The sequence below is a fragment of the Streptomyces griseoloalbus genome, assembly GCA_014650015.1.
Classification (GTDB): Bacteria; Actinomycetota; Actinomycetes; order Streptomycetales; family Streptomycetaceae; genus Streptomyces; species Streptomyces griseoloalbus.
The window spans coordinates 325,490-351,114 of sequence record BMUD01000005.1; the positions used below are offsets into that span (position 1 = coordinate 325,490).

General features: G+C 72.5%; 24 protein-coding genes. 10 read left to right on the plus strand and 14 right to left on the minus strand.

From position 1 onward, the window contains the following. The first annotated feature begins 120 nt into the window (after positions 1 to 120). The 5 genes from IE178_RS10460 to IE178_RS10480 are packed head-to-tail and all read left to right on the plus strand — an operon-like array spanning position 121 to position 6,254. Positions 121 to 3,423: a nitrate- and nitrite sensing domain-containing protein gene (locus IE178_RS10460; RefSeq protein WP_318279963.1), complete on the plus strand. Its 3,303-nt coding sequence runs from the start codon at positions 121 to 123 to the stop codon at positions 3,421 to 3,423. Then, on the plus strand, positions 3,420 to 3,923 hold the full coding sequence (locus IE178_RS10465) for a roadblock/LC7 domain-containing protein (RefSeq protein ID WP_184764608.1): 504 nt from the start codon (positions 3,420 to 3,422) through the stop codon (positions 3,921 to 3,923). Before IE178_RS10460 ends, IE178_RS10465 begins: the two co-directional genes overlap by 4 nt. Further along, positions 3,920 to 4,351 (plus strand): DUF742 domain-containing protein, encoded by a 432-nt coding sequence (locus IE178_RS10470; protein ID WP_184764607.1) that lies wholly within the window; start codon positions 3,920 to 3,922, stop codon positions 4,349 to 4,351. Before IE178_RS10465 ends, IE178_RS10470 begins: the two co-directional genes overlap by 4 nt. After that, the gene (locus tag IE178_RS10475; RefSeq protein WP_184764606.1) at positions 4,332 to 4,970 is read left to right on the plus strand and encodes a GTP-binding protein; all 639 of its coding nucleotides are present in this window, start codon (positions 4,332 to 4,334) and stop codon (positions 4,968 to 4,970) included. Before IE178_RS10470 ends, IE178_RS10475 begins: the two co-directional genes overlap by 20 nt. A 21-nt stretch (positions 4,971 to 4,991) precedes the next feature. Further along, positions 4,992 to 6,254, plus strand: coding sequence for a styrene monooxygenase/indole monooxygenase family protein (locus IE178_RS10480; RefSeq protein WP_184764605.1), 1,263 nt, complete (start codon positions 4,992 to 4,994; stop codon positions 6,252 to 6,254). A 35-nt stretch (positions 6,255 to 6,289) separates the two neighbouring features. Here IE178_RS10480 and IE178_RS10485 read toward each other — a convergent pair whose 3' ends face one another. The 7 genes from IE178_RS10485 to IE178_RS10515 form a co-directional block, all read right to left on the minus strand. Next, complete coding sequence (locus tag IE178_RS10485) at positions 6,290 to 6,934, minus strand: dihydrofolate reductase family protein (protein ID WP_193512038.1); 645 nt, start codon at positions 6,932 to 6,934, stop codon at positions 6,290 to 6,292. Positions 6,935 to 6,986: 52 nt separating this feature from the next. Then, a complete protein-coding gene (locus IE178_RS10490; protein ID WP_193512039.1) occupies positions 6,987 to 8,150 on the minus strand; it encodes a C40 family peptidase in 1,164 nt (387 codons plus the stop codon). 103 nt (positions 8,151 to 8,253) lie between these two features. Continuing rightward, positions 8,254 to 8,568 carry a DUF8847 domain-containing protein gene (locus tag IE178_RS10495; protein ID WP_229875966.1) on the minus strand — a complete coding sequence of 105 codons (315 nt, stop codon included), beginning with the start codon at positions 8,566 to 8,568 and terminating at the stop codon, positions 8,254 to 8,256. 43 nt (positions 8,569 to 8,611) lie between these two features. Continuing rightward, entirely contained in the window at positions 8,612 to 9,265 is a 654-nt protein-coding gene (locus IE178_RS10500) for a TetR/AcrR family transcriptional regulator (RefSeq protein ID WP_184764601.1), read from the minus strand. Positions 9,266 to 9,299: 34 nt separating this feature from the next. Continuing rightward, entirely contained in the window at positions 9,300 to 10,238 is a 939-nt protein-coding gene (locus IE178_RS10505) for an AurF N-oxygenase family protein (RefSeq protein ID WP_193512040.1), read from the minus strand. 135 nt (positions 10,239 to 10,373) lie between these two features. After that, positions 10,374 to 11,828: a penicillin-binding transpeptidase domain-containing protein gene (locus IE178_RS10510; protein WP_184764599.1), complete on the minus strand. Its 1,455-nt coding sequence runs from the start codon at positions 11,826 to 11,828 to the stop codon at positions 10,374 to 10,376. After that, positions 11,825 to 13,189 (minus strand): FtsW/RodA/SpoVE family cell cycle protein, encoded by a 1,365-nt coding sequence (locus tag IE178_RS10515; protein ID WP_193512041.1) that lies wholly within the window; start codon positions 13,187 to 13,189, stop codon positions 11,825 to 11,827. Before IE178_RS10515 ends, IE178_RS10510 begins: the two co-directional genes overlap by 4 nt. Positions 13,190 to 13,469: 280 nt before the next feature. Between IE178_RS10515 and IE178_RS35830 the strand changes: the two genes are divergently transcribed. After that, a complete protein-coding gene (locus tag IE178_RS35830) occupies positions 13,470 to 14,288 on the plus strand; it encodes a hypothetical protein (RefSeq protein ID WP_318279977.1) in 819 nt (272 codons plus the stop codon). Between the two features lie 119 nt (positions 14,289 to 14,407). On the opposite strand, the gene IE178_RS10525 is transcribed toward IE178_RS35830, so the two are convergent. Beyond that, positions 14,408 to 14,914, minus strand: a complete 507-nt coding sequence (locus IE178_RS10525) for a protein-tyrosine phosphatase family protein (protein ID WP_184764596.1) — start codon at positions 14,912 to 14,914, stop codon at positions 14,408 to 14,410. A 100-nt stretch (positions 14,915 to 15,014) separates the two neighbouring features. Between IE178_RS10525 and IE178_RS10530 the strand changes: the two genes are divergently transcribed. Beyond that, a complete protein-coding gene (locus IE178_RS10530) occupies positions 15,015 to 15,818 on the plus strand; it encodes a nuclease-related domain-containing protein (protein WP_193512043.1) in 804 nt (267 codons plus the stop codon). Positions 15,819 to 15,836: 18 nt separating this feature from the next. Here the strand turns inward: IE178_RS10530 and ligD are convergent, their stop codons facing one another. Beyond that, the gene (gene ligD, locus IE178_RS10535; RefSeq protein WP_184764594.1) at positions 15,837 to 16,718 is read right to left on the minus strand and encodes a non-homologous end-joining DNA ligase; all 882 of its coding nucleotides are present in this window, start codon (positions 16,716 to 16,718) and stop codon (positions 15,837 to 15,839) included. Positions 16,719 to 16,791: 73 nt separating this feature from the next. Between ligD and ku the strand changes: the two genes are divergently transcribed. Further along, complete coding sequence (ku, locus tag IE178_RS10540; protein ID WP_498370632.1) at positions 16,792 to 17,853, plus strand: non-homologous end joining protein Ku; 1,062 nt, start codon at positions 16,792 to 16,794, stop codon at positions 17,851 to 17,853. Positions 17,854 to 17,899: 46 nt separating this feature from the next. Here ku and IE178_RS10545 read toward each other — a convergent pair whose 3' ends face one another. From IE178_RS10545 to IE178_RS10555, 3 genes are all read right to left on the minus strand, one after another. Then, the gene (locus IE178_RS10545) at positions 17,900 to 19,678 is read right to left on the minus strand and encodes a beta-ketoacyl-[acyl-carrier-protein] synthase family protein (RefSeq protein WP_184764592.1); all 1,779 of its coding nucleotides are present in this window, start codon (positions 19,676 to 19,678) and stop codon (positions 17,900 to 17,902) included. A gap of 198 nt (positions 19,679 to 19,876) precedes the next feature. After that, positions 19,877 to 21,598: a transglycosylase domain-containing protein gene (locus tag IE178_RS10550; protein ID WP_318279964.1), complete on the minus strand. Its 1,722-nt coding sequence runs from the start codon at positions 21,596 to 21,598 to the stop codon at positions 19,877 to 19,879. Next, on the minus strand, positions 21,586 to 22,659 hold the full coding sequence (locus IE178_RS10555) for a sigma factor-like helix-turn-helix DNA-binding protein (protein WP_318279965.1): 1,074 nt from the start codon (positions 22,657 to 22,659) through the stop codon (positions 21,586 to 21,588). Before IE178_RS10555 ends, IE178_RS10550 begins: the two co-directional genes overlap by 13 nt. A 228-nt stretch (positions 22,660 to 22,887) precedes the next feature. Here IE178_RS10555 and IE178_RS10560 point away from each other — a divergent pair, with 228 nt between their 5' ends. Beyond that, complete coding sequence (locus IE178_RS10560) at positions 22,888 to 23,403, plus strand: SigE family RNA polymerase sigma factor (protein WP_184764590.1); 516 nt, start codon at positions 22,888 to 22,890, stop codon at positions 23,401 to 23,403. Continuing rightward, positions 23,393 to 24,193, plus strand: a complete 801-nt coding sequence (locus tag IE178_RS10565) for a hypothetical protein (RefSeq protein WP_193512046.1) — start codon at positions 23,393 to 23,395, stop codon at positions 24,191 to 24,193. The genes IE178_RS10560 and IE178_RS10565 overlap by 11 nt, the downstream gene beginning before the upstream one ends. Before the next feature lie 374 nt (positions 24,194 to 24,567). Here IE178_RS10565 and IE178_RS10570 read toward each other — a convergent pair whose 3' ends face one another. Continuing rightward, positions 24,568 to 24,963, minus strand: coding sequence for a PPOX class F420-dependent oxidoreductase (locus IE178_RS10570; RefSeq protein WP_184764588.1), 396 nt, complete (start codon positions 24,961 to 24,963; stop codon positions 24,568 to 24,570). Further along, a complete protein-coding gene (locus IE178_RS10575; RefSeq protein ID WP_193512047.1) occupies positions 24,947 to 25,612 on the minus strand; it encodes a TetR/AcrR family transcriptional regulator in 666 nt (221 codons plus the stop codon). Before IE178_RS10575 ends, IE178_RS10570 begins: the two co-directional genes overlap by 17 nt. Between the last annotated feature and the right edge of the window lie 13 nt (positions 25,613 to 25,625).

Below are 25,625 nucleotides of genomic sequence, written 5' to 3' on the forward strand. Positions count from 1 at the left end.
ACTGGGAGGGTCGGGGAGCGATGGGGGCGCCTCGCTGTCCGAGCGCGGTCAACGGCTCGGGACGGACGCCCGATCCTGTTGACGGAGCGTCACCCGGGCCCATGGGTACACGAGTCAGGAATGCGAGCACCGGTGCAGAAGTCGCGGCCTCGTCGCAAAGGCAAGCAGACGGCCCCCACGGGGGAGGAGCAGACGCCCACCGTCGGCAAGGGCCGCCCCACTCACGTGCGCAACCGGCTCATCGTGGCCGTGGCGGTGGTGGCCGCGGCGATCGCCGGTGCCGGGGCACCCTCCGTGCTCACGGCCTCCGGGCAGCTCAGCGACTCGCAGGAGCTGGTGACCCTCGCCGGGCAGACCCAGGACGCCCTCACCCTGGCCCACTCCCTCGCCGACGAGCGCGACGAGGTCATCCCCTACATCGCGGCCGGCCGCTCCAAGTCGAAGGCGCCCTCCGAGGAGCACAGCGCCCGCGTCGACCGGCAGGTCGAGGAACTGCGCGCCGACACCGACACCCCGCAGGGGCTGCGTGACGACCTCGACGCCATCGCGGCCGTGCGCCGGGCGGCGCTCACCGGCAAGAGCAGCGCCCTCGAAGCGCATGAGGCGTACTCCACCGCCATCACCGAACTGCACCGGCTCGCCGAACAGCTGGCGGAGCGGACCCCGCCGCGCGCGGGCTCCGGTGCCCACGCGCTCGCCGAGCTGGACTCCGCCGTCCAGCAGGCCGCCGCCACCCGTGGACTGCTGCTCGCCGCGCTGAACGTGCCGAGCACCACGCAGACCGTGATCGACCCGATCACCGGCCTGCCGTCCGCGACCACCGGCTCCTCGGACGCCGACACCAAGCGGCGCGACGCGCTGACCGCCGCCGCGCTCCAGGCCCGGCTGCGCTCGGACGCGGCCCTCGCGGACTTCCGCGACGCCGCGCCCGCGGCCGCCCGCGCCTCCTACGACTCCACGGTCACCGGACCCGAGGTCGACGCCGCCGAGAAGTACCTGGCGGAGCTCACCGACGAACCGTCCCTCTCCGACGGCGAACTCGACACCGACCTCAAGAAGCTGCGGGCCGCGCTCACCGCGCGGGTGGAGACGATGCGCGGGGTGGAGTCCGCCCTCTTCGACCGGCGCACCAAGGACCTCGCCCAGCTGCGCGACGACGACGTCACCGCCCTGGAGATCCGGATCGCCGTCCTCGGCGCCCTGATGCTGTTCACGGTGGGGGTCGCCACCGCGATGGCCCGCACGCTCACGCGTCCGCTGTCCGTGCTGCGCCGGGGTTCCGCCCGCCTCGCCGAGGCCGAGGACCCCACGAGCCAGGAGCCGGTCACCTTCACCGGGCGCAACGACGAGTTCGCCCAGGTCGTCCGCTCCGTCAACGCCCTGCACGCGCACGCCGCCGGACTCGCCGAGCGGATCGCCACGCTGGAGACCGACCGCAAGCACCTCGTCGGCCAGCGGCAGCGGATGGCCGACGCCCGCGAGGAACTGCGCACCGAACTCGCCGAGTCCGCAGCCCAGCTGGGGCGGTTGCGCACCAGCATCGGCGGCACCTTCGTCAACCTCGCGCTGCGCACCCTCGGGCTGGTCGAGCGGCAGCTCGGCGTCATCGAGGGGCTGGAGGAGCGCGAGGACGACCCGGACCGGCTGGCCACCCTCTTCAAGCTCGACCACTTCGCCACGGTCATGCGCCGGCACAGCGAGAACCTCCTGGTCCTCGCCGGCACCGAGCACGTCCAGCACACGGCGGGTCCGGTTCCGCTCGTGGACGTCGTACGGGCCGCGGTCAGCGAGATCGAGCGGTACGAGCGGGTGCGGATCGCCGCGCTGCCGCCGCACGCGCACATCGCCGGGTTCGCGGCGGACGACCTCTCCCACCTGCTGGCCGAGCTCATGGAGAACGCCACGTCGTTCTCCCCACCGGACCTGCCCGTCGAGATCTCCGGCTGGCTGCTGGAAACCGGCGAGGTCATGCTCTCCGTGCAGGACGAGGGCATCGGCATGACCGGGGAGCGGCTGGAGCGGCTCAACTCCCGGCTGTCCGAGTTCGACCCGGAAGCCATGTACGACGCGGAGGGCGAGGACGGCCTCGGCCTCGGCCTGTACGTCGTCGCCCGGCTCGCCCACCGGCACGGGGTGCGGGTCCAGCTGCGCGAGCAGAAGCAGGGCGGCATCGCGGCGGTCGTCGTCCTCCCCGACACCATGCTGACCTCCGCTTCTTCCGCCGCGGTCACCACCCCCGCCTCCGGCGCCGGCCAGGCCATGTCCCTGCCGGGTGCCGGCGCCGAGGCCAACTCCAACGTGCTGCCCGGCCGTACGGAGGACGGCGACCCGTTGGTCGCCCTGGCGGAGAAGGCGGTACGCCGCCGGGACGCCGCCGCGGAGGGGACGCCGGGGGAGTCCGTGCCGGAGCCCGTGACCGAGCCCGGACCGGACCGCGTGGACGAGCCTGCCGGGAACCGTGCGGGTGAGGCCGCGACGGATCACCCGGAGACAGCCGAGGCGGGCCGCGTGGCCGGGCCCGCGGGCCCGGCGAGCGAAGCGGGCGCGGACGCCGTGCCGCCCGAGCGGCCCGCCGAGATCACGATGGAGCTGCTGATCCCGGCACAGCCCGACGGGACCGACGACCCGACCGCACCGTCGGCCGCGTCGGAGGACCTGGGTCCGGCCGCCACCCCCGACCCCGAAACCCGCACCGAGGCCGACGGCACGGCCGCCCCCGCTCCCCGGCCCGGCGCCCGAGCTCCCGAGCCCACCGCTCACACCGAGGCCCGGGCCGGGCACGTCGACGGGCCGGAGTCCGGTGCTGTCCGGCCGGGCGCCGGTCACGGGTCCGGCGGTGTCACCGGGTCCGCTCCGGGCGGCGCGGCGCGGCCGTCCGCCGAAGGCGCGTCGGGGCCCGTCGACCGGCCGGAGGCCGATGCCGTACGCCCGGGTCCCGGTCACGGTGCCGGAACCGATGACCGGTTCACGGCCGCCCACCCGGACGCCGGAACCGATGACCGCGACACGGCCGCCCCCCCGGCCACCGGGGGCGGTGCCGAAGACCGCGCTGCCGCGGGACCGGAAACGGGACCGGACCGGGGCGGGTCGCCGCGTCGCCCCCAGCCCCCGGCCGGGGCCGATGCCGAGCACGCGCGTGTGCCGGACGGGCCCGATGACGAGGAGCCGGTGACCGCCAAGGGGCTGCCCAAGCGCACCCCGAAGATCACCGCGCCCGCCGAGGCACCCCGGCCGCGCAGCGGGGCCGTGGACGCCGAGGCCCTGCGCCGACGGCTCGGAGGGTTCCGCCGGGGGGCGGACGCAGGGCGCCGGGACGTCGAGGCGGAGATCGCCGAACGGACCGACCACCACCCGACGCCGTCCGACACGACCGCACCATCCGAAGAAGCCACGGGGGGCACAGTCGAGGAGGCAAGCAGTTGACCGCTCCGAGTACCTTCGGACTGAGCAGCGAGGCCCGCAACCTGCACTGGCTGCTGAGCAACCTCGTCGAGGAGGTGCCCGGCATCCTCTCCGTCGCGGTGGTCTCCTCCGACGGACTGCTCCTGCTCTCCTCCGACCCGGGTCGCAACACCGAGGCCCGCGAGGCCAGCAGCGAGAAGCCCACCGGCCCGCGCGGCTCCGCCGCCGACCTGGCCACCGTCGTGTCCGGCATCGGCAGCCTCACCATCGGTACCTCGAAGCTGATGGACTTCGGTCCGGTGAAGCACACGATGGTCACGATGGACGAGGGCAGCCTGTTCGTGATGTCCATCAGCGACGGCTCGCTGCTCGGCGTCCACGGCTCCGCGGACTGTGACATGAGCGTCGTGGCGTACCACATGGCCCTGTTCGTCGGCCGAGCCGGCCATGTCCTGACCCCCGAGCTCCGCAGCGAGCTGCGCAAGAACCTGGAGACCGAGTCCACCGGGAGCCCCCGATGAGCAGTACGTCCAGGAAACATCTCCCGGTCCGCGGCGGCGACCGCAAACCCGCCCGGGTCCGCCCCTACTCGCTCACCGGCGGCCGGACCCGCTTCGGTCACGTCCTGCTCGTCGAGACGTTCGTCGGTGCCACGGCCGGCACCGCCGCGCTCGATGCCGCCGAGGAGCGCAAGGAACTGACGAACGGCAACCTCACCTCCCGCGTGATGCCGGAGATGCGGGCCATCGTCGAACTGTGCCGCCGCATGCGTACGGTGGCCGAGATCGCCGCGCTGCTGAAGATGCCGCTCGGTGTGGTCCGCGTGCTCCTGAGCGACCTCGCGGACCAGGGAAAGATCCGTGTCTACGGAACGGGGACCGGCCACGGCACGGGCCGCCCGGACCGCGCGTTGCTGGAAAGGGTGCTGAGTGGACTCCGTCGTCTCTGACGCCGCTCACGGCGTCTCCCCGCTCGTCGACGATGACGAGCCCCTGCTGCCCTGGCAGACGGACCGCACCCGTGCACCGGTCGCCACGAAGATCGTGGTGGCCGGCGGCTTCGGTGTCGGCAAGACCACGCTGGTCACCACCGTCTCGGAGATCACGCCCCTGGAGACCGAGGCGCTGATGACCGAGGCGAGTGAGGAGCACGACGACCTCACCGCCACCCCGGACAAGCTCACCACCACCGTGGCCATGGACTTCGGCCGCATCACGCTCGACGACGACCTGGTGCTCTACGTCTTCGGCACCCCCGGTCAGCAGCGGTTCTGGTTCATGTGGGACGACCTGGTGCGCGGTGCGATCGGCGCCGTCGTCCTGGCCGACACCCGCCGCCTGAAGGACTGCTTCCCCGCGCTGGACTACTTCGAGAGCTGCGGACTGCCGTACGTCGTGGCGGTCAACCAGTTCGACGACAGCGAGCTGTTCGAACCGGAGGACGTGCGGGAGGCATTGACGATCCCCGCGCACATACCTGTAATGATCATGGATGCGCGCCGCCGGATCTCGGTCATCGAGACCCTCTTGTCCCTGGTGGGCCACGCGCTCGACGAAACCCCCGAGTAGTCCCCTTAGGAGCGTCCCCGCATGCGGAAGATACTCGTCGTGGGGGCCGGCCAGTCCGGTCTCCAGCTCGCCCTCGGCCTCCAGTCGCACGGGTACGAGGTCACCCTGATGTCCAACCGGACCGCGGACGAGATTCGCACCGGACGGGTGATGTCGACGCAGTGCATGTTCCACACCGCTCTGCAGCACGAGCGCGATCTCCAGCTGAACTTCTGGGAGTCCCAGGCCCCGAAGATCGAAGGACTCGGCGTCTCGGTGGCGGCCCCCGGCTCCTTCGACCCGGGCCCCTCGCAGCGCGCGATCGACTGGCTGGGCAGCCTCGACGGGTACGCGCAGTCGGTCGACCAGCGGGTGAAGATGGCCGGCTGGATGGAGACCTTCGCCCAGCGCGGCGGCCAGCTGGTCATCCACGGCGCGGCGGTGGGCGACCTCGACTACTTCTCCCGCGCGTACGACCTGGTGCTGGTCTCGGCGGGCAAGGGCGAGCTCGTGCAGATGTTCGGCCGGGACGCCGCGCGTTCCCCGTACAGCGAGCCGCAGCGCGCCCTCGCGGTCGCCTACGTCCACGGCCTCGGCCCGCGTCCGGAGCACCCGGACACGGAGGCGGTCCGCTGCAACCTGGTCCCCGGCGTCGGCGAGATGTTCATCATGCCGACGTACACCACCTCGGGCCGCGCCGACATCCTGTTCTGGGAGGGCATACCCGGCGGTCCGCTGGACGCCTTCAAGGACGTCAAGGACCCGGCGGAGCACCTCTCCCTGACCCTGGAACTCATGGAGAGGTTCCTCCCCTGGGAGTACGCGCGGGCCACCAAGGCCGAACTGACCGACGCGGGCGGCACCCTCGCCGGCCGTTACGCCCCCACCGTGCGCAACCCGATCGGCCGGCTGCCCGGCGGCGGACTGGTCCTCGGCGTCGCCGACGTGGTCGTCGCCAACGACCCGATCACCGGGCAGGGCTCCAACTCGGCGTCCAAGTGCGCCGCCTCCTACCTCGCCTCGATCCTCGAGCACGGTGAGAAGGAGTTCGACGAGGTCTGGATGCAGCAGACCTTCGACCGCTACTGGGAGACGGCCCGGCACGTCACCAAGTGGACGAACGCCATGCTCGCCCCGCCGCCGGAGCACGTCCTGAACCTGATCGGCGCCGCCGGGCAGCTCCAGCCCGTCGCCGACCGCTTCGCCAACGGGTTCGACAACCCGGCCGACTTCGAGAACTTCTTCTACGAGCCGGAGAAGACCGAGGGCTACCTGATGGAGGTCTCGGGCGCCGCGGGCGCCTGAGCGGGCGCCCGCGGTCCCCGCGCGGGGCCCTTGTCTCACCGCCGCCAGAACAAGTGGTGCGTCACGCCGCTCGGGCTGGGCACGACCTCCAGGTGGAACCGGTCGAGCAGCTCCTCCGGCGACTCCCAGAGCCGCAGCCCGGACCCGAACCTCACCGGCGAGACCGCCACGTGCAGGGTGTCGACGAGACCGGCGTCGAGGAACTCCCGGACGGTGGTGACCCCGCCGCCGAGCCGGACGTCCTTGCCCTGCGCCGCGGCCCGCGCCCGTTCCAGGACGTCGGCCGGGGCGCCGCCCACGAAGTGGAACGTGGTGTCGGAGAGCGTGAACGAGGGACGCGGATGGTGGGTCATAACGAACACCGGCGTGTGGAACGGCGGTTCGTCACCCCACCAGCCGCGCCACTCGTGGTCGGCCCAGGGCCCGCGCTGGGGGCCGAACTTGTTGCGGCCCATGATCTCCGCGCCGATGCCGTGGCCGAAGTCCCGGGTGAAGTAGTCGTCGAGACCGCGGGACCCGCCGGGGTCGGTGCGGTGGGGCCAGCTCGCCGTGGCGCCGGCCCAGGAGAACAGGGCCTGTGCGCCGGGGAGGCCGAACGGACTCTCGAAGCTCTGGTGCTCACCGGCGGCGATGCCGTCACTCGAGACGTTGAAGTTCTGCACGCGCAGCAGCTGACTCATGGGGCTCCTCGTACGTGATGGACGGTGGGGGGACTGCCCGGATCGGGAGAACTCATCGCCGTGGCCGTGACCGATCGGGGGCGGTGGGCGCGGTGGACGGCGCGTACCCCTCGTCGGACCCTTCCGTCGCCCCTTCGGGCAGCTCAGGCGGCACATACCTCCGCAGGGGCTCCCCGCCGGGATCGGGGCGTACGGCGCCCAGGACCGGGTTGGCCGCGATCGGGGAGACCTTGATCCTCGCACCGGGCCGGGGGGCCTGCACCACCATGCCGCCCCCGAGGTAGAGGGCGACATGCGTGGCCTCGGGGAAGTACACGACGAGATCGCCCGGCCGCAGTTGCCCGAGCGGTACCCGTTTCAGCCGCGCCCACTGCTCCTGGCTGGTCCGGGGGATCGGTGTCCCGGCCGCGTCCCACGCCTCGGAGGTCAGCCCCGAGCAGTCGAAGGTCTCCGGCCCCTCCGCACCCCACTCGTACGGCTTCCCGAGCTGTTCGACGGCGTACCGGACGGCCCGGTCGCCCGCCGCGGAGGGCGTACGGGCGCTGCTCAGCGCTCCGGAGGCCACCAGTTCCTCCTGCGCCTCGGCCACCTCGGCCCGCTCCAGCTCGGCCAGCTCGGCCAGTTCCCCGGCGGTGAGCGAGGCGAGCAGCTCCTCCACGTCGCGCAGCCGCTCGCGCACCTCGTCCCGCTCCCTCTTGCGCCGCTCGGTGAGGGCGAGCCGGTCGTCGAGGGCCTTGCGGGCCCGGCGGGCCAGTTCGCCTGCCTCCTTCTCGGCGCCGGTCAGCCGGCCCACCGTCCTGGCCCGCTGCCGCGCCAACTGCCCGATCACCTGGCTCTGGTCGAGCGCGCCCTGCGGGTCACGTGCGAGCAGCAGACGGACGTAGGGGGAGATGCCGGTGACGCTCTGGTACTGCTGCCGGGCCAGCCGCCCGGCCGCGCTCCGGCTGCCGTGCAGGGAGAGCCGGGTGCGGGCGAGGGCCCGGTCCAGCCGCTCCGACTCGGCGCGCTGCTTCCTCAGCCGCTCCTCGGTGGCGTTGTAGGTCTCGGTGGCCTTCTCCGCTTCCCGGTACAGGGTCTGAAGCTCCGTCAGCAGTTCGGCGACCGAGCGTTCCCCGGATCCGGCCGGTTGCGGGGCGGCCGTCGCGGGCACGGGTGCGAGTACGGTCCCGGCCGCCACCGCCGCCGTACACACCAGACGCAGAAGCATTCCTGACACGCCATCACCTCCGACGCGGGGCGGCTCGTCCGCTCCGCATCGCGAGCATCCGGCGGGTTCACGGGGCCCGCTCGCCGAGTGTGCGCGGTTCGGCGCAACGGGGTCACCCGTGGGTGCCCTCCGGCTTGCCCTTCGGCGTGGCGTCTGGCACGGGCGCCGTCTTGGACCACGGCCACTTCAGCCGGCCGCCCTCCCGGCCCGTGGGGTCGTGGAGGTACTTCCATCCCCGGGTCAGCCCGGTCCGCGAACTCTGCCCCCGGGGCACGCGCCGGTAGATCAGCACGATGGGCGGACCGCCGTCCGGGGCCGGGACGGGGATGCGGTACGTCTTGGGCGGGTGCCCGGTGATGCCCAGCAGCACGGGCAGGACGCGCCCGTCCATGGGCCCGCCCTCGAAGGGGGTGTCTTGGCTCTTCACACCACCAGTCTCGGCCATGCGCACGGAACTGTGGCGACGGCCGTCAGAGGTCCGTGGCCAGCGCCTGGACCAGCGCGTCGGTCTGCGCGTCCCGCCGCGCCGTCACCGCCAGCACCGCCACGAACTGCTCCACCAGCCAGTCCCGCAGCTCCTCCAGCGGCGGCTGCTTGTCCTCGTCCAGCCAGATCAGCGAGGCCGCCTCCACGGCGGTGATCCACATCCGGATGGTCATCCGCAGCCGTGGTCCGGGTGCGGTGACCCCGAGATGGCTGAGGATGTGTTCGGCGGCCGCCCGGCGCACACCGTCGACGATGGCGGTCGTGCGGGAGGTCTCCACGACGCTCCCGCCCTGGAGGAGCGCGCTGAAGCCGGCGTCGTGCTGGTCGACGAAGGCGAGATAGCGGTCGAGGGCCCGGGAGAGACGGGGCAGCAGGGGGCCCTCGTGCGGCTCGTCGAAGCAGGTGCGCAGCTCGTCGGCGGCGGACCTGAGGGCCGCCTCGTACAGCTGCTGCTTGCCGCCCGGGAAGTACCGGTAGACCAGGGGCCGTGACACGCCGGCCGCCTCCGCCACGTCGTCCAGGGACACGTCCTCCGGCACACGGTGGGCGAAGAGGGACAGCGCGGCCTCGAGCAGCTGGCTGCGGCGTTCCTCGACGCTGAGGCGCCGGTAGGCGGGGGTGGGGGCCTGCGGGGTCATGCCCGCAGCGTAACCGCCCGCCCTCGGCGGGTGCCTATGCCAGCAGTCCGGAGGACTTCCACAGCCGCCGCCCGACCCCGCGCAGCACGCCGATGTCGTCCAGGAAGTCCGTGAGCCGCTTCGCGCCCTGCTGCATCACGTCCCGGCGGTGGCCGCTCGCCCTGACCTGGGCCACGGCCTCGCGCCTGTCCAGGCCGACCTGGGTGTACACCTCGGGGTTGACGAAGGCCACCGAGAACACCCGGGCGAACTCCCCGGAGGTGACCCGGGTGAACTCCTGCGACCACTTCGGCGCGGTCAGCATCTGGCGCCGCAGCTCCTCACGGGCGTAGCGCACATGCCGCGCCTCCTCGACCACGTGGATGCGCGTGACGCCTCGGATCAGCGGCTGGACCCGCTCGTCCGGGAAGGTCAGCCGCTGCATCCAGTCCAGGACCTCCTCGCCGAGCAGGGTCGCGGTGAAGGAGCCGGGGGTGGTGGAGACCGTCTTGAACAGCCGGCCGAGGTTCTGGTGCACCCGGCTCACCGGATACCAGGGGGTGCCGCCGCGCGTGATCAGCCGGGCGAACATCTTGGAGTGCCGGCACTCGTCCTCGATCTCGGTGAGGGCGTACCGCACGTGCGCGCTCGTGGCGGCCTTGTCGTAGATGTGCCGCACCAGCAGCTGCATGAGGATCAGCTCGAACCAGATGCCGAGCGAGGCGAGGGCCGCGGCCTCGTGCCGGGAGAACAGGATGCGCTGCTCCTCGCTCATCCGCTTCCACAGCGGGGTGTCGTACAGCGACACCAGCTCCGGCGGCCAGAACCACTTGCCCTCCTCGAAGGGCGCGTCCCAGTCCAGCTCCTCGTCCGGGTCGAAGGAGTGCTTGGCGGACGAGTCGAGCAGCCGCTGCGCCACCTGCTCCCGGTCCTTGAGCAGGCCGAGCGCGTCACGCAGGCCGTCGAGCGCGTCGGCTTCCGACAGGGTCGTCATGGCGGTTCCACCTCGTGGGCGTCTTGGGTTACCGGTGGTTCACCCCACTTATGAGACTGCCTGTCAGTAAGACCGTCAATCCCCCGCGCACGACTTGTTGACGACCGGCCCACCCGGCGCGGGCGCCGGCCCCGCTCACGACTTCAGCACCGCCTCCATCACCGCCCGCGCGATCGGTGCCGCCGTCCCGCCGCCGCTGATCTCCCGCCGGTTCGCCGCGTCCTCGACCACCACCGCCACCGCCACCGCCGACTCCATGTCCTCCTCGCGCTGCGCCCAGGAGATGAACCAGGCGTAGGGCGTCCCCGAGTTGCCCAGGCCGTGCTGCGCGGTGCCGGTCTTGCCACCGACCACGGCGCCGGGGATCGCGGCCTTCGTGCCGGTGCCGTCCTCCACCACGCCCCGCATCAGCTCCCGCATCCGCATCGCCGTCGCCGGATGCATGGCCCGCCGTGCCGGACGCGTACCGGCCGTGGACACCGTGCCGCCGCCCGCCCGCGTGGTCCGCTCCACCAGATACGGCTCCCGCACCTGCCCGCCGCTCGCGACCGCCGCCGCGACCGTCGCCATCTGCAGCGGCGTGGCCCGGGTGTTGTACTGCCCGATCGACGACAGCGCGAGCTGCGCCCGGTCCACCGTGGTGTCGAACGTGCTGCGCGCCACCGGAAACGGGATCCGCAGGTCCCCGTCGTTGAATCCGAAGCCGTGCGCCGTGGCCTTCATCGCCGCCACGCCCGTGGTCACGCCCAGCTTGGCGAAGACCGTGTTGCAGGACCAGACGAACGCCTCCCGCAGTGAGGCGTCCGCGCAGCCCCGGGACCCGTTGGTCAGCCGGGTCCTCGTCCCCGGCAGGGTGTAAGGGTCGGGGGAGTCGGTCGGCTTGTCGAGGGCGGTCACCACGCCCGCGTCCAGCGCCGCCGCCGCGGTGACCACCTTGAACGTCGAACCCGGCGGATACGTCCGCTGCACCGCCCGGTTCAGCATCGGCCGGTCCGGATCGGCGTTCAGCCGCGCCCAGGCGTCCCGCGCCGTCCTGCCGTTCCCGGACAGCAGTTCCGGGTCGTAGGACGGGACCGACACCAGCGCCAGGATCCGGCCCGTCGACGGCTCCACCGCCGCCACCGCACCCTTGCGCGAGCGCAGCCCCTCGTACGCCGCGCGCTGCGCCGCCGGATCGATCGTCGTCATCACCTTGCCGCCCGCGTTGCGCGAGCGCGTGAACTCGTTCCACAGCGGCAACGGGGCGAGCACCGGGTCGGCCCCGGACAGCAGCCCGTCCTCCGTGTGCTCCAGCAGGGACGTGCCGTACTCCTGCGAGGAGAAGCCGGTCACCGGCGCGTACAGCGGCCCGTCGCGGTACGTCCGTTCGTAGCGCAGATGCTCCCCGGTGTCCCGCGAGCCGGTGACCGGCCGGCCCGCGACCAGGATGTCTCCCCGGGGCTGCTGATAGCGGGCGATGACGTCACGGCGGTTGGCCGGGCTGGCGTCGTAGGCGTCGGCCAGCAGCACCTGGACGCGGGCCGCGTTCACCAGCAGGGCGGTCAGCAGCAGGGCGCTGAACAGGGCGGCGTGCCGGATGTGCCGGGTCACCGGACGGCACCCCCGCCGCTCTGCCGCCGCGCGGAATCGCTCAGCCGGACCAGCAGCGCCACGATCGCCCAGTTGGTCACCACCGACGAGCCGCCCTGCGCGAGGAACGGCATCGCCATCCCGGTCAGCGGGATCAGCCCGGTCACGCCGCCCGCGATCACGAACACCTGGAGCGCCACGATGGAGGCGAGGCCCACGGCGAGCAGCCGGCCGAACGGGTCGCGCAGGGCGAGCCCCGCCCGGTAACCGCGCTCCACCAGCAGCCCGTAGAGCAGGAAGATCGCGGACAGTCCGGCCAGGCCCAGCTCCTCCCCGGCCGTCGCCAGGATGAAGTCGGACTTGACCGCGAAGCCGATCAGTACGGAGTGCCCGAGCCCGAGCCCGGTGCCGAGGATCCCGCCCTCCGCGAAGGCGAACAGGGACTGGGCGAGCTGGTTCGGGCCCTCGCCCGCCTCGATGGAGGCGAACGGGCGCAGCCAGGTCTCGATCCTGCCGTGCACATGCGGTTCCAGCCGGCCCACGGCCACCGCCCCCAGGGAGGCCAGCAGCAGGCCGACGGCGATCCATCCGGTGCGGCCGGTGGCGACGTACAGCAACACCACGAACAGGCCGAAGAACAGCAGCGAGGTGCCGAGGTCCCGCTCCAGCACCAGGACGCCCACACTGACAAGCCAGATGGTGACGATCGGCCCGAGCACCCGCCCGGTCGGCAGTTGCAGCCCCCAGACCCGGCGGCCGGCGTAGGTGAGGGCACCCCGGTTCGCGGCGAGATACGCGGCGAAGAAGACCGCCAGCAGCACCTTCGCGAACTCACCGGGCTGGATGGAGAATCCCGCGACCCGGATCCAGATCCGGGCGCCGTTCACCGCGGGGAAGAGGATCGGGACCGTCAGCAGGACGAGCGCGACGGTGACACAGACGTAGGTGTAGCGCTGGAGCACCCGGTGGTCGCGCAGCACCAGGACGACCGCGGTGAACAGCGCCACGCCCAGCGTCGACCAGACCAGTTGCGTCGGGGCGGCCGGATCACCCGGCGCCTCCAGGTCGAGCCGGTAGATCAGCACCAGGCCCAGGCCGTTGAGCAGGACCCCGATGGGGAGCGGCAGCGGGTCGGCGTGCGGGGCGCGCCAGCGCACCGCCAGATGCGCGACCAGGGCGAGCACACCGAGCCCGGCGCCGTATCCGGCGGCGCCGGGCGGGACGGTGCCGTTCCTGGCGAGGCCGACGGCGCAGTATCCGTACACCGACAGCAGGACGGCCAGGACGATCAGGGCGAGTTCGACGCCGCGGCGCCCGGGGAGGGTGACGGTGGGCGCCGCGGGCGGATCCGCCGTCACCAGGGTGATACCGGCCTTGCTCATGTCCGGAACTTACCCATGTGGGGCGCCTTGCGGGCTTTGCTCGTCAGCACCAGCGTGGCGCGGGACCGATGTTGTCGATGTGGCGGGCCGGCCCCCAGGCCCAGGTGCCGTCCGTGAGGAGGTACCAGAGGGGGTTGCCGTCCACCTTCTCGCCGGGAACCTTGCAGAAGATCGAGACGATGTCGCCCTTGTGGACGTGCCGGATGATCTGCGAACCCCGGTTCGGGGCGCTGCGCAGGGCCAGCGACGGTGCCGTGACGACACCCCTGTAGTCACCCTGGTGGTCGCCGTTGCCGCCGGTCTGGTTCTGATGGTTCTCGTCGCCGTTGCCGCCTTGCTGGTTGCCGCCTTGCTGGTTGCCGCCTTGCTGGTTGCCGCCCTGCTGGTTTCCGCCTTGGTTTCCGCCTTGCTGGTTGCCGCCTTGCTGGTTGCCGCCTTGCTGGTTTCCGCCTTGGTTTCCGCCTTGCTGGTTTCCGCCTTGGTTTCCACCTTGCTGGTTGCCGCCGCCTTGCTGGTTTCCACCTTGCTGGTTGCCGCCGCCTTGCTGATTCCCGCCTTGCTGGTTGCCGCCCTGCTGGTTGCCGCCCTGCTGGTTGCCGCCCTGCTGGTTGCCGCCTTGCTGGTTTCCGCCGCCTTGGTGGTGCCCGCCTTGGTGGTTCCCACCTTGCTGGTTGCCGCCGCCCTGCTGGTTTCCGCCCTGCTGATTCCCGCCTTGCTGATTACCGCCTTGCTGGTTTCCGCCGCCTTGGTGGTACCCGCCCTGCTGGTTGCCGCCGCCTTGGTGGTTCCCGCCTTGGTGGTTCCCGCCTTGCTGGTTGCCGCCCTGCTGATTACCACCTTGCTGGTTACCGCCCTGCTGGTTTCCGCCTTGGTTGCCGCCGCCCTGCTGGTTACCGCCCTGCTGGTTACCGCCTTGGTTGCCGCCGCCTTGCTGGTTGCCGCCCTGCTGGCTCCAGTTCCCCTGGTCTCCCTGGTTCGGGTCGTCGGCGGCGACGGCGGGGGTGACGGCGGCCGCGACAGCGAGGGCCCCGGAGGCGAGAGCTATGGTCATACGGCGGGTGAGCGGGGGACGCGCGAACATGGCAGTACCTCCATGTAGGGGGAGAAACGGGTCGAAGGTGACTTGTCCGCCACACTAGGAGCGCCTCGCGGCACCCGCCCGCCCTGCTGCGCCATCGGTGACGGCACTGCGCCCTCCGGGTCACGGGACGGCCCCGGCTACTCGGTCAGCTCCTCCAGCAGCCGTGCCGTGGTGAGCCCCGCCCGCAGATAGTCGACGAAGAGTTCGTTGTGCAGGGCCCAGGACGAGCGGCGGGCGCGGATCAGCCGGATCGCCGCGTCGGCGGTGCTGCCCTGGCGCATCAGGGCGTGCGCGACGACCAGGCCGGAACGGTTGTACCCGTGGTAACAGCGCACGAGGACCGTACGGCCGCCGTCCAGCGCCTCGCACGCCGCCTCGGCCAGCCGGATCACGCCCGCGAGCTGCGTCCCGTCGAGCGGACCGTCGGGTATGGGCCACACGCGGTGCTCGATCCCGGGATCCGGCCCGTGTCCGGGCAGCCGCAGCAGCGTCTGCACGAGATCGAACTGCTGGTTCACCACGGCGGACTCCAGCTGCCCGGCCGGGCCCCGGAACTCGTGCCCGCCCATCCACAGACCCGGCACGATCTCGTCGTAGGGACTGTCCGGAGCCGGTACGTCGGGTTGCTTCCCGCGGGTACGCAACGGCGCCTCCCCACCCTCACCGCCCAACTCCTCTCCAAGGTAACCGGCTTCTTGCCCCTGGAGCACCCCGCCTGTTCCCATGGACGTGGGGTGATGGTGCATGGACGGACTGCGCGTCATACCGACCTGGCGGCACGGCCGGGAAAGGCTGTACGTCTGCCTCCCGGACGGCAGGAACCTCGCCTGGTACGACCGTGAGACGGCCCGGGTGAACCTGCTGGGCGAGGACCGCGAGGAGGAGGTGCTCGAGGCACTCGGCCCCTTCCTCACCGGCCCGGTCTCGGTCGGCCCGCCCCCGGTCCCCACCCCCGCCGAGCTGGCCCGCCTGTCCCTGCACCCCGACGACGACCTCGCGCCGAACCGTCCCGGCGAGGCACTGCTGATCGCCCTCGACCGCGACCCCGGCCCGGCCCGCCGCCTGCGCCCCGACCCGCGCCGCAGGGCGCTCACCGCGGAGCGGACGGTGGGCGAGGCCCTGGACCGCATGGACGGCGCGGGCTGGCACGCCCTGCACTCGGTCCCGCTCCCCGGCGGCGACCGCATCCACCACCTGCTGATCGGCCCCGGCGGCCTGTACGCCGTCCATGCCCTGTACGCCCGCAAACAGCGGGTGACGGTCGCCGACCCCCGGGTCGGATTCGGCCGCCACGCACCGCGCCCCCTGCTGCACCGCGTGCGGGCCGACGCCGACCGTGCCTCCTTCGCCCTGACGGCCGAGGTCCACCCGGTGCTCGTCCTGGTCGGCGCATCGGACGTGACGCTCCCGGCCCCGCCCCGCGAGGTACGCGTGCTGACCGACGGCGAGCTGGAGAGCCTGACCCGCTTCGGCGGGGTGTTCAAACCGGCCGACGTGGAGGCCCTGCACGCCCTGGCCCGTGACCGGAACACCTGGTCACGGCTGTGACCCGCTGAGCGGGGGCGCTCACGGCAGCGTGCCCGCGTGTCCCGGGTCCAGCAGGGGGGCCAGCAGATCGCCGTAGTCCTGCAGCCGCGGGGCGATGTCCGGGGCCCGGAGGGCCAGGCGGTCCGGGGCCCGGCAGTCCTCGACCTCCTCCCAGGTCACCGGTGCCGACACCAGTGGTTCGGCGCGTGCGCGCAGCGTGTACGGGGTGGCGGTGGTCTTGCGGGCCGCGTTCTGGCTCCAGTCGACGAAGACCTTCCCGGGCCGCAGACTCCGGGTCATCCGGTGCAGCACCAGCCCCGGCATGGCCTTCTCCGCCTCCACGGCGAGCCCTTTGGCGTACTCCGACACCCGGTCGGAGGAAGCGCCCCGCACCGCCGCGAGCAGATGCAGCCCCTTCGACCCGGACGTCTTGGGGTACGCCTCGATCCCGTCCGCCGCCAGCCGGTCCCGCAGCCACACCGCGACCTCGCAGCAGTGCACGATCGTCGCCGGCGCCCCGGGGTCCAGGTCGAAGACGATCCGGTCGGCCTGCCCCGGCGTCCCGATGAGCCACTGGTGGGTGTGGAACTCGGTGACGAGGTTCGCCGCCCACATCAGACTCGGCAGATCCTGCACCAGCACCATCCGGGCCGGCCCCTCGCTCCTCGGCACCTCGGCGGTGGTGACCCAGTCGGGCGTGCCCGGCGGCACGTTCTTGGTGAAGAACACCTGGCCGTCGGGACCGTCCGGATACCGCAGGAAGGACACCGGCCGCTCCCGCAGATGGGGCAGCAGTACGTCGGCGACGGTCGCGTAGTAGTGCAGTACCTCCGCCTTGGTGAACCCGGTGGCGGGATACAGCACCTTCTCCAGATTGCTGAGCGCGAGCCGTCGCCCCTCCACCTCAGTGATAGGCGCCATACGATGAGAATCCCACGCGAAGTGCGACAAATGCCCCGACAGTGATCGGCAGACGACCGGAAAGGTGCTGCACGTGAGATCCATTTGGAACGGCGCGATCTCGTTCGGCCTGGTCAGCATCCCGATCAAGCTCGTGAACGCCACCGAGAGCCACTCGATCTCGTTCCGCCAGATCCACACGGAGGACGGCGGGCGGATCCGGTACCGCAAGTACTGCGAGCTGGAGGACCGCGAGGTCACCGGCCAGGAGATCGGCAAGGGCTACGAGGACGCGGACGGCACGATCATCCCGATCACCGACGACGATCTGTCCCGGCTGCCGATCCCCACCGCCCGGACGATCGAGATCGTCGCCTTCGTCCCCGGCGACCGGATCGACCCGCTCCAGATGGATGCGGCGTACTACCTGGCGGCGGGTGGGGCGCCGGCCGCCAAGCCGTACACGCTCCTGCGCGAGGCGCTCAAACGGAGCAACAAGGTGGCCATCGCGAAGTTCGCGCTGCGCGGCCGGGAGCGCCTCGGCATGCTCCGGGTGGTCGGCGACGCGATCGCCATGCACGGCCTGCTCTGGCCGGACGAGGTCCGCGCCCCCGAAGGGCTCGCGCCCGACACCGGTGTCACCGTCCGGGACAAGGAGCTCGATCTCGCGGACGCCCTGATGGACACCCTCGGCGAGGTCGACCTGGAGGACCTGCACGACGAGTACCGCGAGGCCGTGGAGGAGGTCATCGCCGCCAAGGCGGCCGGCGAGGCCCCGCCGGAGGCCCCCGCACCGGAACGCGCCGGCAAGGTCCTGGACCTGATGGCGGCCCTGGAGAACAGCGTCCGCGCGGCCCGCGAGTCCCGGGGCGAGCAGCCGGAGGAGGAGGCCGAGGTCAAACGGTTGCCGCAGCGCACGACCTCCCGCTCCGCCCCCAAGGAGACCGGCGGCAAGAAGTCGACGTCGACGGCGAAGAAGGCGGCGGCCAGGAAGACCGCGTCCGCCGCGAGGAAGTCGACCGCGAAGACGGGCCAGAGCGCGAAGGCGGGGCAGGACACGAAGGCGGGGCAGGACACGAAGAAGTCGACGGCGAGGAAGACCCCGGCGAAGAAGACCCAGGCCAAGAAGACGAGCTCCCGCAAACGCTCCGCCTGACACGGCCCGGGTCCGGATTCTCCTACGCCGCCCGGGGCCGGACCCCCTACGCCACCCGGCGCAGCGCCAGCACCGCGTTGTGGCCGCCGAAGCCGAAGGAGTTGCTCAGTACGAGGTCCCCGGCGGACGGGAGGGCGCGCGGTTCACCGCGGACGACGTCCAGGTCGATCGCGTCGTCGACCTGCGCGCAGCCGACCGTCGGAGGCACCAGCCCGTGGTGCAGGGTGAGCACCGCGGCGACGGCCTCGACCCCGCCCGCGGCACCCTGGAGGTGCCCCAGGTGCCCCTTGAGGGCGGTGACCGGCACGTCCCGCTGCCCGAGGACGCCCCGCAGGGCCCGCGCCTCGGCGAGGTCGCCGTCGACCGTGGCGGTGGCGTGCGCGTTGACGTGGACGACGTCCGTGAGCCGGCCCCCGGCGTCCCGCACGGCCCGTCGCAGCGCGAGCGCGATGCCGTCGCCGGACGGATCCGGCGCCGCGACGTGGTGGGCGTCGGCGGACAGCCCCCACCCGGCGGCCTCGCAGTAGACGCGTGCCCCACGGGCGCGCGCGTGCTCCTCGGACTCCAGGACGAGCACCCCCGCGCCCTCCCCGTTGACGAACCCGTCGCGGTCCTCGGCGAAGGGACGCGACGGCGAGCCCCCGGCGGGGTCGCCCCCGGCCAGCGCCCGCATGGCGGCGAAGGACGCCATGATCGCCGGCGTGACGACCGCCTCGGCACCGCCCGCGAGGGCCACGTCGACCCGGCCGTACCGGATGCGGTCGACGGCCTGCCCGATCGCCTCGGTGCCGGAGGCGCACGCACTGGTCACGGTGCGCGCCTCACCGGTGATGTGCAGGTCGAGCGAGACCTGGGAGGCCGCCTGCGAGGGCACCGTCATGGGCGTGGTGAGCGGTGACACACCGCGCGGCCCCCTCTCCCGCAGCTTCCGGTCCCCGCCGACGAGCACCGACGCGTCCCCGAGGATGGCGCCGAGGCTCACCCCCACCCGCTCCGGATCGACCCCGCTCTCCCGGGTACCGCCGTCGGCGTACCCCGCGTCGGCCCACGCCTCCCGTGCCGCCAGTACGGCGAACTGCGCGGCCCGGTTCATCCGCCGCGCCGCCTGGCGGGGCAGCAGCCCCGCCGGATCCACCGGCACGGTCCCGGCGATCCGCACGGGCAGCCCGTCGAACTCCTCGTCCGCCAACTCCCGTATCCCGTGCCGCCCTTCGAGCAGCCCCTGCCACAGTTCGCCCGTACCCACGCCCAGCGGTGTGACGGCACCGAGGCCGGTGACGACGACCCGCCGCGCGCCGGCCGCCTCCGCCGCCCGCACGGGACGCGGCTCGTGCCGTACGACCGTGCCCTCCCGGTCGGCCTCGGCGGCCCACCGGCGCACCTCGGCGTCGGTGACGCCGTCACCCCGGTCGTCCGGTGCGTCGGAGTCCACGTGCCAGGCGCCCCAGCGGCGCACGTACGTCACCTCCGCGGCCCGGGGGTCGACGGCCCGCAGGGAGTGCAGCCGGTCCCCGTCGCGGAACTCCGTCCCGTCGAGGGCGGGGGAGGTCACCAGCGGAACCGCGGCGACGTCCATCCGTCGCCCGGCGACGGTCACCCGCTGGTCGCGGCGGAGCGCTTCCTCGTGGTCCACCCCGCCGAGCGGAGGCCGCAGCGTGACCCGGATCACCTCCGGGGACTCGGGCAGCGTGTGGGTCACGACGTACCACCGGTGCTGCGCCGCGTCCTTGCGCGAGGGGGCGAGCAGATCTCCGGGGACCACCTCCGCGGCGGTAACCGTATAAGGGCGTATGGGTACTTCAGGCGTTTCGGGGGAGTGGGTCATGGCGCGCATGCTCTCTTTGGTCCGAACTGTCGTACTGAGGTCGTTACGAGTGTTCTGTACGAAGTGCGAACCGGCCATTGCCGAGAGGGGGGCATGCCCGATTTGTCACGCTCTACCAGGAGGGTGACGGGAGACACACCCGCCAAATCGATGCGGCCACCGGAGAGTTATCCGGACGTAGTCGGCATATGGAAAACGTCACGGCCTTCTCGCCAGCTCCCAGGTCTGTCCCACCAACTGTTCCGCGTACCCGGTCGGGGACGGGTCGTTCGGCAGGTGCGCGGGCACGGTGGTGTTCTTCCCGGCGCCGGGCCGGTCGGCGAACAGGGCCACGGCCAGGGCGAGTCGGGAGTCGTACCCGACGGACCACACGGTGCGCCGGGTGATGCCACCACCGGCCCCGGCAGTGAGGAACGCGCCGTTCCCGTCCGTGCCGCCGAACCCGCCGATCCCGTCGGCCCGGTCGGTGACGGGCACGGCGAGCCCCTGCTGCCCACCGAAGAGCCCCCGCGCCTGGGCCGTCACCCCATAGGCACCCTTCTCGTCCAGCGCCCGCCGGGTTCCCGGGCGCGCGGTGTGCACCGTCCGCCCCTCGCGTGTGATCCGGGACACGGTATGGGGAGTCGCGTACACGCCGTTCGCCGCCACGGCCGCGTATGCCGAGGCCAGCCGCAGCGGAGTCGGCGCCGCCGCCCCGTGCAGCCCGCGCAGCGGACCGCCGAGCCGTGCGCCGGCGAACGGATCGAGCACCGAGCCCGCCTCCACCGCCCCGCTCACCGCGTCGTTGAACGGCTGCCGGGCGTAGTCCGCACCGCCGTACAGCACCCGTACCGCCCCGTCGCCGGGCTCGATCCCCACCACCGCCGTGTGCACCCGGACGTCGTCGTCGCCGGAGCCCTTCGCACGGTTCTTCACCGACTCCGCGGTGGCGTCCTGCAACGTCAGATCGAAGGTGGTGTGCACGGTGTAACCCCCGCGCGCCAGGTGGTCCTCGGTGATGCCGAGCCGGTCGGCCGCCTCCTTCGCGGCCACGTCGATCAGATACTGCCGCTGCCCCTCCGTCTCACCCGGCGGATAGAACCGGAACGCCGGGAAACGGGCCCTCTCCCGCTGCGCGCCCGTGATGCCGCCGCCGGCCTCCATCGCGTCCAGCACCCACTCCCACCGGTCCCGGAGCCTCGCGGTCACCTTCGGGTCGGAGCCCGCCTTCTCGTAGTACGAGGGGATGTTGACGATCGCGGCCAGGGCCGCGCCCTGGGAGACGGTGAGGTCCTTCGGCGCCACGTCGAAGTAGTTCCGCGCGGCGGCCTGGACACCGGCCGCGCCCCGGCCGAAGTAGACCGTGTTCAGATAGCCCTCCAGGATCTCGTCCTTGGCGCGCGTACGGTCGAGCTTGATGGCGATCAACGCCTCACGCGCCTTGCGCGACAACGACCGCTCCGGACTGAGCAGCGCGTTCTTCACATACTGCTGCGTGATCGTGGAACCGCCCTGCGGGGCGCCGCCGGACACCGTGGCCCACACCGCGCGGGCGATGGCGCGCGGCGACACCCCGGTGTCCGTACGGAAGGACCGGTTCTCCGCGGCGATCACCGCGTCCTGGACATGCCGGGGGACCTGGGACAGGGGCACCTCCTGCCGGTCGACCGGACCGCGCCGGCCCAGATAGGAGCCCTCGGCGTCGACGAAGACCGTGCTCTGCACGACCGTCTCGGGGTGCGGTTCGGGGATGCCGGTCAGCTCGTAGGCGACCACGGCCGCGCCGCAGACGACGGCGAGCAGCGTGAGGAACGTGACGAGCAGCCGCCGCAGCCAGCGTCCCCGGCTGCGGCGGAAGCGGATGCGCAAGGGGACGCGGGGGCGGTCCGGCGTCCTGCGCAGGAGCCGGCCGAGGGCCGGGGGCAGCTTCACGAGTGCCACGTCCCGACGCGTACGGGCCGGGCGACCGAGGGCCCGAGGTCCGACCGCACCAGGACGTCACCGGCCGCGTCGTACGCCGTGACGGTCGGGCCGTCCCCGGTCGAAGAGGCCGCTTCCGCGACGGCTTTCGCGTGATCCGTGAGGGAGTCCGTCAGGGGTGTCGTCGCGTACCACACGCCCCACCCCGGACTGCCCGCCAGCGTCAGGACGTTCGCGGTGACGGTCCTGCCTCCGGTGCGGATCTCGATGCGGGCCGGCTCGGCGGTCAGGCCGTGGTACACACCGGTCCGGAAGTACCTGCCGTCGTCCAGTTGCTCGCCCTGGACGGAGACGCCCGCCCGCGTGCGGTCCAGGGCTGTGTCGCCGACCGCGCGGAACTGGTTCGACGCCTGCGGGGAGGACCAGTGGTGGCCGTCCGGAGTCAGCCAGACGTCCACACCCTCAGCGGCGGACACCCGCTCACCGGGAGCGACGATGCGCATCGGCCCGGGCTCCGGGCGGTCGGGTTCCTCCGCCGCCCCGGTGACCTCACCGCCCGTGAGAGAGCCGAAGGCGAGGACGGCCGGCGGGGCGAGCAGCAGGGCGCACCCGGCGGCGACGACTCCCGCCCGCCGCCGGCGCCGCAGCGCGCCGTCCCGCTGGATGTCGTCGAGCGGAACGGCCGACGGCACTAGACCGGCGAGCACCGCGGCGAACCCGGCCCGCCTGTCCTCGGGACGTGCCTCCTTCTTCCCGCGCCGCACCACCGCGCGTACGGCCCCCACCGAACACCCCAGCACCTGCGCGATCTCGGCCTCTCCCAGCCCCTCCCAGTACCGCAGCACCGGCACCACCCGACGCCGGCCGCCCGTCCGGTGACCCCGGAGATACCCGCGGACCAGACAGCGCCATACATGGAAGTCGACGTCGTTGCGCGGGATCCGCCGCCACCGCGCACAGGCCCGCACCAGCGTGCGACGCGCCAACTCCTCGGCGGCTCCCTGGTCCTCGGTGAGCAGCCGGGCGGTGGCCACCAGCCGCGGCCAGCGGTCACGTGCGTACCCGGCGAAGTCCCCCTCCACAGCGCCCCCTCGGGGTTTTCGCCCCGGACGCAGCGGCGTGTACGTCACGTCCGCGACCGACGGATCTCTGCGCTGCGCGCCCACCCGCACGACGGGTCGATGGATCCCGGCACCCGTGTTCATCGTCTTCCTCCAGGGATGTGCTTCGATGTGCGCGACCTGCGAAACCTGTACGCATGGCGGTGACGGCCGGGTTGCAGGGGAAAATCCGAGACTCCGGTGGAGGGCATGACCGAGGACGAGTTCGATGCTTTCTACGCGGCCGCGTTCCCCCGTCTGACCGGGCAGTTGTACGCCTTCACCGGGGACCTCGGCGAGGCCCAGGACGTGGTCCAGGAGGCGTTCGTACGGGCTTGGGACCGGCGTCGGAAGCTGCTGGCCGACGAGGCACCCGAGGCATGGATACGCACCGTCGCCATGCGCCTCGCGGTGAGCAGGTGGCGACGCGCGAAACGCTGGCTGGAGCTGGTACGGCACACCCCGCCACCGGAGTCGACCCCCGGACCGGGTCCGGAACGCGCCGCGCTGGTCACCGCACTGCGCCGACTGCCGGAGCCGCAGCGCATGGCGATCGTCCTGCACCACCTGTGCGACCTCAGCGTCGAGCAGGTAGCCTCCGAGACCGGCGCACCCGTGGGGACGGTCAAGGCCAGACTGTCCCGCGGACGGGCGGCACTGGCCAGGCACCTGGCGGTGGACGAGGCCGAGGAGCCGGCCTGGAGGGAGGGCGGCCGTGTCGGATGAACTCGCCGGTGCCCTGCGTGAGCTGGCGGCACAGCACGAGACCCCACCGCGTGTGGACGCCGCGGAGATCCGCGGCCGGGCCCAACGCCGTTCCCGCCGCCGCAAGGTCACGGCCGTACTCGGCACGGCTGCCACGGCGGCCTGCGCGCTGGCGGCCGTCGCGTTCACACTGCACCCCGAGGACCCGGCCGAGAACCGTCAGGTTCCGGCCACCGCGTCGGACACCCCGCCCCCGACCTCGACCACGGCGACCCCGAGTCCCGCCCCGGCCGGCCTGCTGGACCTCGGCCGCCACACCCTCACGGTCGGCGACCGCGTCATGCGCGTCGACTCGCACTCCTTCGGCCGGTTCCCGTCCGGCAGCCGGATGACGGTGGTCGCCAAGGCCGACCTCGAGCTGCTGCCGCTCGAGGGCAACCCCGAGGTGGGCAAAGAGGTCAAGGTCCCGTACCTGGTCGAACTGCGCACCCCCGACCGGCAAGCGGTCTACACGGGCGCCCTCGCGTTCGACACCCGGGCGCTCGGCGCCCTCTCCGCCGAGACGGGCTGGGTGGGCATGAGCATCACGGACGCGGAGTGGTTCTACCACCGGATCCGGGTCGGCGACCGCATCGAGATCACCTCGACGGTCCTCCCGAGCCCGGGAGAGACCGCCGCCGCACGGGGGTACACCGCAGCCCCGCCGGGGTACGCCGGGACCGCCGGGGGATCGACTGCCGTGCCGACGGATGCCGAGACCGCGGACAGCGTCGCAACAAGGGCTCCGACGTCGCCCACTGCTCGTCCGTGAGATCACCCCGTGCCGTGGACCGTGTCATTGATCGATCAGGGTCCACTTTCGATACACGGCCTGGCAGTGCGTGCGTGAGAGGGGGGCAGCCCGAGAGCGCCGGCAGGGGACTCGGCACCGTTTCCCTTGCTCTGGCAGGCACAGCCCCGCGCACTGGCCGAGCCCCTCCCTCCCCTCGCTGAACGTGTGACGTGGTGAACAGCGCGCCCTTTGCCCCGCTGCCCCCTCGGCTCAGGCGACTGACGGCGGACCCGACCCGGCAGCACCGCCGGGGCGGGGGTCCGGCGAAGGCGACCCGGTGTCCCCGGGCGGCCGGTTCCGGATGGGCCGGAAAGGCGTGCTTCGGCGCGGCGCCGGAGCCCGATCCCGGTGGGTCAGCGGCGCGGGGTGTGCAGGTGGTGGACGCGGATCGTCAGCATGACGCGCTCCTGCTGCCCGCCCCCGAACTGTGGGTAGGAGCGTCCCAGGTATTTGTGCGCCAGCCTGTCGATGTGTTCGTCGGCACTCCGCGTCGTGGATGACGTGACCGTGCCGCGGGCTGCCCAGTAGCGGGCCGGCTCGGCCGGGTCGGCGATGCCGACGGCGACGCGCGGGTCGCGGGCGATGTTCTTCGTCTTCTGATGCGTGGTCACCGTGTTGATGAGGATGTTCTCGCCGTCGGTGTCGACCCACGTCTGGGTGATCTGCGGGGATCCATCCGGCATCAGGGTGGTCACGAAGCAGAGGGCCGGTGCGCGCAGGACGTCGACCAGGTCATTCGGCAGGTTCATTGGGGGCGGCTTTCTGTTCTCGCGGTGTCGCGGGGACGCCGAAGAGGCGATCGATGAGGTCGTCGTCCGGTTGTCGGGTGGGCAGTGCGGCGTGTTGGAGGCCGGCAAGTGCCACGGCCAGGGCGCGTCGCCACAGATCGGGGTCGATCTGCCGGGCGGTATCCATCACCGCACCGACCATGAGGTGGACCGTGACCAGGTCGGCCGGCGTGACCCCGGCCGGTAGCAGGCCGGCGCGGACCGCCCGCTCGAGCAGATCCGCCGCGAGCGGCGTGATCTGAGCGCGCCCCCGGATCACGAGTTCGGACGACTGGTGGCCGCCGCGCAGCAACTGGCCGAGGCCACGGTTGTCTGCCTCCAGTTCGAGCTGTCGCTCCATGAACCAGGTGAGGCCGGCCCAGGGATCGTCGAACCGACACGCCTGTCGAGCCAGCTCGACCACGGCGTCGATGTGTTCGGCGAACACGGTGTCCACGAGCTGCTGCCGGTCGGGGAACCGGCGGTAGACGGTGCCCGTGCCGGTCCCGGCCGCGGCGGCGATCTCCTGGTACGTCACCTCCAGACCGTCACGAGCCATCAAGGCATGAGCTGTCTCCAGCAGGAGCTGCCGGTTGCGCTCCGCATCGCGGCGCAGGCGGGGTTCGGCCATGCACACACCGTAA

Coding starts and splice junctions, on each gene's coding strand:
- IE178_RS10575 (WP_193512047.1), bottom strand. CDS start 25,612: ATGGCCGAACCCCGCCTGCGCCGCGATGCGGAGCGCAACCGGCAGCTC.
- IE178_RS10530 (WP_193512043.1), top strand. CDS start 15,015: ATGGACGGACTGCGCGTCATACCGACCTGGCGGCACGGCCGGGAAAGG.
- IE178_RS10505 (WP_193512040.1), bottom strand. CDS start 10,238: ATGACGACCCTGTCGGAAGCCGACGCGCTCGACGGCCTGCGTGACGCG.
- IE178_RS10470 (WP_184764607.1), top strand. CDS start 3,920: ATGAGCAGTACGTCCAGGAAACATCTCCCGGTCCGCGGCGGCGACCGC.
- IE178_RS10560 (WP_184764590.1), top strand. CDS start 22,888: ATGACCGAGGACGAGTTCGATGCTTTCTACGCGGCCGCGTTCCCCCGT.
- IE178_RS10500 (WP_184764601.1), bottom strand. CDS start 9,265: ATGACCCCGCAGGCCCCCACCCCCGCCTACCGGCGCCTCAGCGTCGAG.
- IE178_RS10485 (WP_193512038.1), bottom strand. CDS start 6,934: ATGAGTCAGCTGCTGCGCGTGCAGAACTTCAACGTCTCGAGTGACGGC.
- IE178_RS10545 (WP_184764592.1), bottom strand. CDS start 19,678: ATGACCCACTCCCCCGAAACGCCTGAAGTACCCATACGCCCTTATACG.
- IE178_RS10460 (WP_318279963.1), top strand. CDS start 121: ATGCGAGCACCGGTGCAGAAGTCGCGGCCTCGTCGCAAAGGCAAGCAG.
- IE178_RS10515 (WP_193512041.1), bottom strand. CDS start 13,189: ATGAGCAAGGCCGGTATCACCCTGGTGACGGCGGATCCGCCCGCGGCG.
- IE178_RS10570 (WP_184764588.1), bottom strand. CDS start 24,963: ATGAACCTGCCGAATGACCTGGTCGACGTCCTGCGCGCACCGGCCCTC.
- IE178_RS10480 (WP_184764605.1), top strand. CDS start 4,992: ATGCGGAAGATACTCGTCGTGGGGGCCGGCCAGTCCGGTCTCCAGCTC.
- ligD (WP_184764594.1), bottom strand. CDS start 16,718: ATGGCGCCTATCACTGAGGTGGAGGGGCGACGGCTCGCGCTCAGCAAT.